Raw genomic sequence first — 6,683 nt, 5'->3', positions numbered from 1 at the left:
AAGCTATGGGTTCCGTCCAGGACGGTCAGCCCATGACGCAATTAGCAGAATTTATACTGCCATAAATCAAGGACAGTACTATGTTCTTGACGCGGATATAGCAAAATGCTCTTACCGTGAACCATGAATACCTACTGTCCAAAATTCATTGTCCAAGCAGCCTAAAAAGAGACCTGAAACAATGGCTCAAAGCGGGAGTGCTAGATAACGGTGTATTCGAGGATACAGAAACAGGGACACCCCAAGGAGGGGTAATAAGTCCAATACTCGCCAACATCGCACTGTTGGGAATAGAAAGGCTAGTTAAAGAAATATATCCTAATAAAGGAACAACCACTCAGGTGAACCTTATAAGATATGCCGATGATTTTGTGGTCATCTCCAAAGACCTAGGAATCATTGAACAGTGCAAGACTGCTATTTCTGAATGGCTAAAACCTGTAGGACTAGAAATAAAACCTGAAAAGACTCGAATCTGTCACACACTCAAAACTATTGAGTATGACGGTAAGACAGAGAATCCAGGGTTCGATTTTCTAGGATTCAATATCAGGCAATATCTGGTAGGAAAATATAAATCTGGAAAAACTGGTGGAGCAGCAAGCCGATTAATCGGCCACAAAACCCACATCAAACCCAGTAATAAAGCAATCAAAGCCCACACAGAAGTGATTAAAGGTGTAATAAAACAATATAGAACAACACCTCAATCAACCCTGATTAGTAAACTAAACCCGATTATTCGGGGAKGGTCAAACTATTATTCAGCGGTAGTCTCAGCAGAGACCTTCACTAAACTAGACAATATAATCTGGCAAATGTTACGGGCATGGACAGCATCAAGATGCAAAGGGGTGAACTACGAAAAGCTAAGTAATTATTTCAGACATGGAACGATTAAACTTAGCAATGGGAAAGAAAGACATGAATCTTGGTTGTTCCAGACTAAAGATGGATACCAACTATGGAAACATAATTGGACTCCGATTGTCAGACATACCCTGATACGCCCTGACGCCACACCATACGACGGAAATTGGACTTACTGGGCAACCAGGAGAGGACAAGCAATCGATACGCCAATTAGGGTAGCAAAACTACTCAAGAAACAAAAAGGTAGATGTACCTGGTGTGGGCAATTCTTTACCCCATCAGATTTAATTGAAGTAGACCACATTGTACCTAGAAGCCATGGCGGAAAGGATGAATACAAGAATCTTCAACTATTGCATCGCCACACCCGCGATGATAAGACAGCTCTTGACATAGAGATGTCGCTGTACTCTTAACAAAGAGACGGTCAGACTAGGAGCCGTATGAGGTGAAAGTCTCAAGTACGGTTTTGAATGGGAGGGGTAGACCGTGAGGTCTATCTCGACCCCTAATCCTAACTTGACAATGGACAAGAAAACTATGGCTAGTATTATTCTTCAAGTTGATGAAGAGATTAAGGTGGCATTTGAACAGGCTAACCCGGAAATCCAGAAACAGTTAAGTCATATTGTTGAGTTATTTTTACGAGGAAACTTATACGACAAGCGTTTAACTGAGGTGATGGCAGAAATTTCAGACAAAGCACAACAACGAGGCTTAACGCCAGAAATTTTACAAGATATTTGAGCCGATGACTATGTTGGCTCTATTTTGTTTAGGCTATTATTCGCAACAGTGAGCCACCCCTGAACAGCATCTTGTAAATTTTGCCGAACCTCTTCTATAGTATCTCCCTCGGTAATACAACCCGGAAGTGCTGGAACTTATGCCCAATAGCCACCTTCTTCTGCTGGATGAATAATTGCTGTAATTTTCATAAGCTAAGTATTAGTAAACTGCCGTTAAACAAAATTTTTTCTTCGCCCATTAGCCGTTACAAATGATTTGGCAGCTTGGGTGGGGAATGGTTAATCTGTATCATTACCCTCCTTCACCCCTTCAAAGGGATTACATAATGTTAACTCAGGTACGCGCTTGAAGTCATCCACATTTCTAGTCATCACACAAGCAGAGCAGTGCAATGCAGTTGCCGCAATCAGGGCATCGGGAAGTTTGAGGCGGTTATGTCGCCGTAATTGAATGGTGCGATCTTCAATTTGGGGCAGTAGGGGGACTTGTTCAAACTGCATCAACAAATCAGTAATGACCGCTTCTTCCTCATTGGATAATTCTGGKAAACTCAGCAACTCAATTCGCACAATGCAGGAAATAATCACCTCATTTTGTCTGATAAATGATTCTGAGAAAAATGGCAAGATTGCTGCTTCGTCAGCCAAGTAGTCAATAAATATGTTGGTGTCGTAGAGATACTTCATCGCTCCCACTCCTGACGAATTGTGTCGAGATGCGCCCGGATTTTGTCTCGCTTATCTTTTAGCAATCCCTTGGCTTGGGCAACCTTGGCATAATCCCGTTGCCAGAGGGCTACCACTGAAGCAGGCACATCTACGGTAATAAATTCCTCATTTTGGTCAATTAAATACTGCTTAGAAATTTTAATAATGGGCATGATTTTATCCTTCAATGTTTACTGCTAATTTCAGCCGTTTATATCCAATAATTACAGGATAATAGGTCATGGCAAATCATATTGAGGATATTTCTTTTGCAAATAATGAGCGATCGCCTTTTTGCGATTAGCCCTTTCGGACAAATCAGGCGGTGCATCTTCTAACAGATGTTCAGGATGTCCTCCACGTCTTTCGACAATAGTCTTGCGGGGTTGTAAACTTAACCAGCGTTCTTGAACCAAGCGTTTAATCAATTCATCGCTGGTCGTTTTTTCCTTGGCTAAAATTTCCACTAAACGGGCTTCGGTTTCGGGGTCTAGTTGTATGTTCAGCATGAATCCCTCTGATTTTGGATTGATGTCTAATTGTACCTGATTTACGCCAACTCATCCTTAAACCGATTTAAGTTGAGGAGTCGCTAAGGGGGGGTGACTACTATTATAGCCAAATTTCCAGAAACCAGGTTTATTGACGACATCAATTATCAAATGGATTCCATAAACTTAACCCGTCAATGCGCTTAAAATCATCAACGTTGCGAGTTACCAAAATACATCCGGTGACTAAAGCACAAGCGGCAATGACACCATCAGCCAGTTTTAAGCGATAAGTTCGTCTAATTGTCGCCGCAGTATCTAANAACGGCTTCGGTCAATGATACGCAGTTAATTAGCCTTAAAAATTCTCGCATTTCATTGGCTTGTTCTTCGGTTAGACCAGGGTAAAAAAGCAATTCAATCCAAGTAATTTGACAGTAAAATCCCTCTGCTTGTCGGATGTCAATTTCCTCAAATACATCCTGAACTTCAGGCTGATTATTAAAATAATAAATCAGGATATTAGTATCCAGAAGGTATTTATTCGGCATCCCATTCTTGTCGAAGTTTTAATTGAAATTTCAGAGCATCGACACGCTTGGGTAAAAAACCACGCCATCGATTCAAGTTCAGTCGGGGTGATTCAGTAGTGTTTTGCGCCTCTTGAGAGGGTTCACCCTGAGAAACTAGGGTGGCTAGATCTTTTAACAGAAGTTTTTGCTCATCTGAGGTTAAAGTTTGAGCTTGATGCAGAATTTCTTCGTAATTAGACATCGCCTTTTTGCGATTAGTCCTTTCGGACAAATCAGGCGGCGCATCTTCTAACAGATGTTCAGGATGTCCGCCCAATCTTTCGACAATAGTTTGGCGGGGTTGTAAACTTAACCAGCGTTCTTGAACCAAGCGTTTAATCAATTCATCGCTGGTCGTTTTTTCCCTGGCTAAAATTTCCACTAAACGGGCTTCGGTTTCTGGGTCTAGTTGTATGTTCAGCATGAGTCTTTCTGATTAGTGATTGATTTCTAATTGTACTTAATTTACGCCAACTCATCCTTAAACTGATTTAAGTTGAGGAGTTGCTAAGGGGGTTACGACTATTATAGCCAATTTTCCAGAAACCAGGTTTCTATGTAGCTGGATTAGAATGCACAAAACTGGGCAGGTTGCTGGTCATGAATTTCTGTCCTTTTCGACTTCTTGGGTAATTTCTTCTAAGGAGATTTCATTAGCCTTGAAATTTTCGAGAAGATGAGTTAGTTGGCTATCTAGCAATTCTTTGGATAACGCTTCACTGAGTTTTAATTTGTCAGCCGCTGGCAGTTGTTTGACTAGGCTCAAAACTTGTTCAAAGCTGAGGGAAAGTTGATAGTGCGTTGGGTTCATCGTTAACTCATCTCATTGTAACTAAATGCCGAGAAACTGGGTTTCTATGAATATCTCGGTTAGGATACAGAAACCTTGACAGAAACCCGGTTTCTTTGATTCCACTAAATCTAAGACATTTCCAGAACTTGTTGCAGAGGAGGAGATAGTTCAATGGGCATAAAATAGGCGTTAGGATAGAGGTAATCTTCCCCGGATTCATCAATGATTCGCAGCATTTGATGGCTATTCGCTTTTGAGTCCGGTAAGACTTGATAAATCTTGCGAACTTCTAGGGATGTTGGATAGTCTGTGTTTTTGATGCAAACAACAAAGTTCATCGGTTTGACTCTAATCCATAAAGCGATAGCAGGTTAACATCAGACAAAAATAACTTGATTGGTGAAATCTGCCAATTCGCCAAGTTTGGCATAAAACTCTAACTCTTCTATTGCATAACCAATGGAAATTTTCGGATTTAAAAAGAAAATTCCTACAAAGTTTTCACCTTGATCAACAGATTTTTTAGCCAAAACTAAAAAATCGTGATCGGTGGTTACGAGGGGACGATTAAGTTGCACAGAACGACTCAAAATCATTTCATCAATAGCACTACTATTATTGTCTTCTTGAGCAGTCATAACATCAACCCCTCTCAGTTGTAAACCAATTTTAATCGCTCGATGCACTGGCGCATCGAAATAGTAGGAGATTGCCATTTTTTATCCCTGCTGCTGCCGTTTTTGCTGAAGTGCCTGTTTAAAATCGGCGGTATGATGACCCACTCCCATTTTAATTAAATCGGCTTGCAGGGTATGGATTTCTTCCTGTTCTTGAATGATTTGAGCATCAATTTGGGTTTGATAGGTGTAGTAATAACTGAGGGCTGAATAAATAGCAGCCAGGGGAATTTCTGGGTGTTGAAAGTGCAGTTCTTCTGGACTCCACCCGTGGGCGTGTTTTTCTTGAATCAGTTGGGAAACTGAAACGCGACTATTGGCAATTTTTGCCTGATTTTGAGCATCAATTTCTAGGTATTGCCAGGTTACAGGATTATCGGTGGTGAATGTCATGTTGAGAAAAGGGTAAGGGTTGATCCGATTATAGCCAAGTTTTCAGAAACCGGGGTTCTATGTATCTGGGTATGTACAAGAATGGCAAATTTAGTGGCGATAAATTTCTGTTCGGACGGTTTCGACTTCTTGGGTAATTTCTGCTAAGGAGATTTCATCAGTCTTGAAACTTTCGAGAAGATGAGTCAGTTTGCTATCTAGCAATTCTTTGGATAACGCTTCACTGAGTTTTAATTTGTCCGCCTCTGGCAGTTGTTTGACTAGGCTCAAAACTTGTTCAAAGCTGAGGGAAAGTTGATATGGAGTTGGGTTCATGGTTTTATGGGGTTGATAATACAGTAATATTTTGACTGGGTGTTAAGAAAGGATTTTCTTCGATACGCTTTACTCTTTCTGGATTTCCAGTTTAGCGAAGTGTTCTTGCACGAGGCGATGGATGAAGCGGTAGCGGTTCCCCACTCGTTGCAGGATGAGGCGTTCCGTGCAGTAGTCCAGAAAGTGGGTAATATTCCAGGGCATTTGACCTGTTAGCCACAGGGTTAGGCGTAGTGAAAAATAGTTTAAGCAAGGATATCCTTCTAATAAGCCAAAGATTAAGCCTATAACAAGTCCAATGCCTATACATAAAATAACATCTAAATAAAATAACCCAGGGATAAAGCCTGAACAAAAACCCACAGAGAATAATACTAAAGAAGTGATAACAGAATTTCTTAGGGCATTACCTTTTTTGTTTTTAGGTAATCTATTTTTGTTTTCAGTTAAAAATCCAACTGCAATGCTTGCAGCAATTAAAATTKCCAATATAAACCAAATCATATTCGTGTTATACAAAAATAATGCCATATTAAAAATAGCTTGATGGGACCACTCATCTATTGGATTAGGGGAGTTTCCAATTAAAACAAGGAAGTGAAAATAGATATATTTTATTAAGTCAAAAACAACGAGTATTAAAGTAAAAAAATAAAATCACTAAGGAAACTATTAAGTAACCACGGTTTGTATCGTAAAAACTCTTCCAATTAAAAGTAAAACTTTTTTTTATGTTTTGATGCCTTAAGTTGAAATGAAATGGCAAAGTAATTGCAAATGATAAAATGCCTGTGTAAGCAATCACCACAAAATAACCAGGAAAAAACGCAGGTAATTTTAAGATAAAATAGGACAGTGCAATGATAGAAATTCCAGTTACAAAAGAGTAAAGTTTATCTATTTTTGTCATTTCTTCACCAAAAAAAACAACTAAAATCATCAGTATTCCGAACAAAATTGTTAATCCTGTTAAAACCATAATTAGGATAAAAACAAGGGGTAATGTAAACGGGTTTAGAAAGAAAAWAAAGCAACTTGCCATTGGACTAAACAAAGCAAGAGAGGATTGCAAAGTTTTGTGATTTTGTTGTGGTAATGAATCCGTTGTGATG

General features: G+C 39.7%; 16 protein-coding genes and 1 pseudogene. 3 read left to right on the top strand and 14 right to left on the bottom strand.

All coding sequences use genetic code 11. From position 1 onward, the window contains the following. The 3 genes and pseudogenes from B9T16_RS24120 to B9T16_RS24110 all read left to right on the top strand — a co-directional run. Window positions 1-127: pseudogene (locus B9T16_RS24120) on the top strand (HNH endonuclease); the annotation flags it as partial. Then, on the top strand, window positions 117-1,289 hold the full coding sequence (locus B9T16_RS24115; RefSeq protein ID WP_410245970.1) for a group II intron reverse transcriptase: 1,173 nt from the start codon (window positions 117-119) through the stop codon (window positions 1,287-1,289). The pseudogene B9T16_RS24120 and the gene B9T16_RS24115, both read left to right, overlap by 11 nt. Before the next feature lie 124 nt (window positions 1,290-1,413). After that, the gene (locus tag B9T16_RS24110; protein ID WP_006617880.1) at window positions 1,414-1,620 is read left to right on the top strand and encodes a hypothetical protein; all 207 of its coding nucleotides are present in this window, start codon (window positions 1,414-1,416) and stop codon (window positions 1,618-1,620) included. 8 nt (window positions 1,621-1,628) lie between these two features. On the opposite strand, the gene B9T16_RS24105 is transcribed toward B9T16_RS24110, so the two are convergent. From B9T16_RS24105 to B9T16_RS24040, 14 genes are all read right to left on the bottom strand, one after another. After that, the gene (locus tag B9T16_RS24105; RefSeq protein ID WP_410223212.1) at window positions 1,629-1,718 is read right to left on the bottom strand and encodes a hypothetical protein; all 90 of its coding nucleotides are present in this window, start codon (window positions 1,716-1,718) and stop codon (window positions 1,629-1,631) included. A 183-nt stretch (window positions 1,719-1,901) separates the two neighbouring features. Next, window positions 1,902-2,309, bottom strand: coding sequence for a type II toxin-antitoxin system VapC family toxin (locus B9T16_RS24100; protein WP_410245969.1), 408 nt, complete (start codon window positions 2,307-2,309; stop codon window positions 1,902-1,904). Next, window positions 2,306-2,503, bottom strand: coding sequence for a hypothetical protein (locus B9T16_RS24095; RefSeq protein ID WP_006617882.1), 198 nt, complete (start codon window positions 2,501-2,503; stop codon window positions 2,306-2,308). The genes B9T16_RS24100 and B9T16_RS24095 overlap by 4 nt, the downstream gene beginning before the upstream one ends. 66 nt (window positions 2,504-2,569) lie before the next feature. Next, complete coding sequence (locus tag B9T16_RS24090; protein ID WP_152088648.1) at window positions 2,570-2,839, bottom strand: hypothetical protein; 270 nt, start codon at window positions 2,837-2,839, stop codon at window positions 2,570-2,572. A gap of 142 nt (window positions 2,840-2,981) precedes the next feature. Next, window positions 2,982-3,101, bottom strand: a complete 120-nt coding sequence (locus tag B9T16_RS24085) for a hypothetical protein (RefSeq protein ID WP_410245971.1) — start codon at window positions 3,099-3,101, stop codon at window positions 2,982-2,984. 19 nt (window positions 3,102-3,120) lie between these two features. Further along, window positions 3,121-3,372, bottom strand: a complete 252-nt coding sequence (locus B9T16_RS24080; RefSeq protein ID WP_410245968.1) for a PIN domain-containing protein — start codon at window positions 3,370-3,372, stop codon at window positions 3,121-3,123. Further along, a complete protein-coding gene (locus tag B9T16_RS24075; RefSeq protein ID WP_410245967.1) occupies window positions 3,362-3,817 on the bottom strand; it encodes a hypothetical protein in 456 nt (151 codons plus the stop codon). Before B9T16_RS24075 ends, B9T16_RS24080 begins: the two co-directional genes overlap by 11 nt. A 174-nt stretch (window positions 3,818-3,991) precedes the next feature. Beyond that, window positions 3,992-4,204 (bottom strand): type II toxin-antitoxin system VapB15 family antitoxin, encoded by a 213-nt coding sequence (gene vap15, locus B9T16_RS24070; RefSeq protein WP_410245966.1) that lies wholly within the window; start codon window positions 4,202-4,204, stop codon window positions 3,992-3,994. A 110-nt stretch (window positions 4,205-4,314) separates the two neighbouring features. Beyond that, window positions 4,315-4,524 carry a hypothetical protein gene (locus B9T16_RS24065; protein ID WP_410245965.1) on the bottom strand — a complete coding sequence of 70 codons (210 nt, stop codon included), beginning with the start codon at window positions 4,522-4,524 and terminating at the stop codon, window positions 4,315-4,317. A gap of 39 nt (window positions 4,525-4,563) precedes the next feature. After that, the gene (locus B9T16_RS24060; RefSeq protein WP_410245964.1) at window positions 4,564-4,902 is read right to left on the bottom strand and encodes a DUF5615 family PIN-like protein; all 339 of its coding nucleotides are present in this window, start codon (window positions 4,900-4,902) and stop codon (window positions 4,564-4,566) included. A 3-nt stretch (window positions 4,903-4,905) separates the two neighbouring features. Continuing rightward, a complete protein-coding gene (locus B9T16_RS24055) occupies window positions 4,906-5,256 on the bottom strand; it encodes a DUF433 domain-containing protein (RefSeq protein ID WP_410245963.1) in 351 nt (116 codons plus the stop codon). Between the two features lie 90 nt (window positions 5,257-5,346). After that, on the bottom strand, window positions 5,347-5,571 hold the full coding sequence (gene vap15 / locus B9T16_RS24050; RefSeq protein ID WP_410245962.1) for a type II toxin-antitoxin system VapB15 family antitoxin: 225 nt from the start codon (window positions 5,569-5,571) through the stop codon (window positions 5,347-5,349). Window positions 5,572-5,640: 69 nt separating this feature from the next. Then, window positions 5,641-6,102, bottom strand: a complete 462-nt coding sequence (locus tag B9T16_RS24045) for a hypothetical protein (protein WP_410245961.1) — start codon at window positions 6,100-6,102, stop codon at window positions 5,641-5,643. Window positions 6,103-6,193: 91 nt separating this feature from the next. Then, on the bottom strand, window positions 6,194-6,683 hold a 490-nt coding region (locus tag B9T16_RS24040; protein WP_410245960.1), incomplete at its 5' end, for a hypothetical protein.

The organism is Arthrospira sp. PCC 8006 (assembly GCF_046480465.1).
In the GTDB taxonomy this organism is placed as follows: Bacteria; Cyanobacteriota; Cyanobacteriia; order Cyanobacteriales; family Microcoleaceae; genus Limnospira; species Limnospira platensis.
This window is presented reverse-complemented; position numbering and strand designations above follow the sequence as displayed.